Raw genomic sequence first — 2,625 nt, 5'->3', positions numbered from 1 at the left:
ATATTATTCAACATACGCTTTTTTTATGGTGACTTACTTCACACAGCACGCATGCTGCGGGGTGACGACGAAGTTGATATCTCCTGCTGCACGCTATTTTTTGTCAGCATAAAATGCTGAGAACGAGCAAAAATATCGCCACTAAAATGAATAAATCATGAAGTTTAGAAAACGCGGTTGTTACAGAATTTCTGCGGTGTTCTATTCTTGAAGAGAGGCTCTCCAGACAGAGAGAGTCGCCAACAATGAGGGCGCGCTAATGGCTACGATTGACTCGATGAATAAGGATGCAACTCGTCTGAGCGATGGACCCGACTGGACGTTTTCGCTGCTGGAAACCTACCTGGCGGAAATCGACCGGGTGGCGAAGCTATACCGACTGGATACCTACCCGCATCAGATTGAAGTCATTACCTCCGAGCAGATGATGGATGCTTACTCCAGCGTCGGGATGCCGATTAACTACCCCCACTGGTCGTTTGGTAAAAAGTTTATTGAGACCGAGCGCCAGTATAAGCACGGGCAGCAAGGGCTGGCCTATGAAATTGTCATTAACTCCAACCCCTGTATTGCCTATCTGATGGAAGAGAACACCATCACCATGCAGGCATTGGTAATGGCGCACGCCTGCTACGGACACAACTCATTCTTTAAAAACAACTACCTGTTCCGCAGTTGGACCGATGCCAGTTCGATCGTCGACTATCTGCTGTTCGCTCGTAAATACATTACCGAATGTGAAGAACGCTACGGCGTGGATGAAGTGGAACGTCTGCTCGACTCGTGCCACGCGCTGATGAACTACGGCGTTGACCGCTATAAACGACCGTCAAAAATCTCGATGCAGGAAGAAAAAGCGCGGCAAAAAAGCCGTGAAGAGTATCTGCAAAGCCAGGTGAATACGCTGTGGCGCACCCTACCGAAGCGCGATGAAGAGAAAGCCGTCGAGTCCGCGCGCCGCTACCCGTCCGAGCCGCAGGAGAACCTGCTGTACTTTATGGAAAAGAACGCGCCGCTACTGGAGCCGTGGCAGCGCGAGATTCTGCGTATCGTGCGTAAGGTTAGCCAGTATTTCTACCCGCAGAAACAGACGCAGGTGATGAACGAAGGCTGGGCGACCTTCTGGCACTACACCATCCTTAACCATCTGTACGATGAAGGCAAAGTGACCGAGCGCTTTATGCTGGAGTTTCTGCACAGTCACACCAACGTGGTGTTCCAGCCACCCTACAATAGCCCGTGGTATAGCGGTATCAACCCGTACGCGCTGGGCTTTGCCATGTTCCAGGACATTAAGCGCATTTGTCAGAACCCGACCGAAGAGGACAAATACTGGTTCCCGGATATCGCCGGTTCCGACTGGCTGACCACGCTGCACTTCGCAATGCGTGATTTTAAGGACGAGAGCTTTATCAGCCAGTTCCTGTCGCCGAAAATCATGCGTGATTTCCGGCTGTTTACCGTTCTGGACGACGACCGTAATAATTATCTGGAGATTTCGGCTATCCACAACGAAGAGGGCTATCGGGAAATCCGCTCACAGCTCTCCTCTCAGTACAACCTCAGTAATCTTGAGCCGAATATTCAGGTGTGGAATGTCGATCTACGCGGCGACCGTTCGTTGACCTTGCGCTACGTGCCACATAACCGCGCACCGCTGGATAAAGGCCGCAAAGAGGTGCTGAAACATGTCCATCGCCTGTGGGGGTTTGATGTACATCTGGAGCAGCAGAACGCTGACGGTAGCATTGAGCTGCTGGAACGCTGCCCACCAAGGCCAAATGCGTTGTAGTGCCTGAGCGGCGATGTCGACAAAGAAGCATATGGTTATCACGCCGTATACTTAAGTGACCTTGAATGAACGGAATACGGGATTTTGAGATTAGAACGGCCCTGCTTTTGGGCCGTTCTCTTTTTCTGGCTGGATGAATTGCTTCGCCTTCTTCCGCATTTTCTTCAATTTCAATTTCGTCGAGGTTGCCCCCACTTTGCCTGGGAGTACCAGACGAGAACGTCACAAATCACCTCATCACCCTCATGAGACTTATGCTAAGTAAGGATAAATATAACTATCGCCGACACACAGCCTACGCGTTGAAACCATGTAATAATGTTCTTTATTTTTATCTTTCCGCTTCGGGCAGTTTCAGAATACCTGGCGTAAATGATTAGGAGAAACCTGTACTTTAAAAGGCCGAGCCTGACTGTTTATAATAACCATGGAAATTCCCCATCGATTCTGAAACGAAATCGTAAGCAAGATGAAGGTTGTTCCTTTTTAAGTCAAACTCATGCTTTATCTTACTAAGTCTGGCGTAAACAATCTTTGCATCCAGACCACTGAGTTCAGATATTTGAGCAAACGAATACCCTTTACACAAATGCTCCAGGATAAAAAAATCCCTACTTGTCAATGACTTTGACGAATAATGATGTTCTAACTCTGGAATGCTGGCAACAGACCACTTAGTATAGCCTTTGGCCTTTTTTAAAATTTCTACCCAATTTAACACCGACTCTGTAGGTGTAATACATAATATATTGAATTTTCTCAAAAAATCAGCCGTCTGCTTATTGCAAACAGCAAGTATTTTTTGCGGCTCATCTGACGTCACACGCATATAT

At 48.0% G+C, this 2,625-nt stretch carries 2 protein-coding genes; one reads left to right on the top strand and one right to left on the bottom strand.

The genetic code is table 11. The annotated features are described in order from the left end of the window. Positions 1-259: 259 nt before the first annotated feature. Positions 260-1,792 (top strand): SpoVR family protein, encoded by a 1,533-nt coding sequence (locus NNN71_RS24280; protein WP_163446231.1) that lies wholly within the window; start codon positions 260-262, stop codon positions 1,790-1,792. 394 nt (positions 1,793-2,186) lie between these two features. Here NNN71_RS24280 and NNN71_RS24275 read toward each other — a convergent pair. After that, positions 2,187-2,625: hypothetical protein (locus tag NNN71_RS24275; RefSeq protein ID WP_271459546.1), on the bottom strand; the 439-nt coding region annotated here is incomplete at its 5' end.

It is taken from the genome of Kluyvera sp. Awk 3 (assembly GCF_028069715.1).
Classification (GTDB): Bacteria; Pseudomonadota; Gammaproteobacteria; order Enterobacterales; family Enterobacteriaceae; genus Kluyvera; species Kluyvera georgiana_A.
The sequence above is the reverse complement of the archived record's forward strand: the minus strand, read 5'-3'. Positions and strand labels throughout refer to the sequence as shown.

Bases quoted from the DNA above. Each gene is read 5' to 3' on its own strand.
- NNN71_RS24280 (WP_163446231.1), top strand. From the start codon at position 260: ATGGCTACGATTGACTCGATGAATAAGGATGCAACTCGTCTGAGCGAT.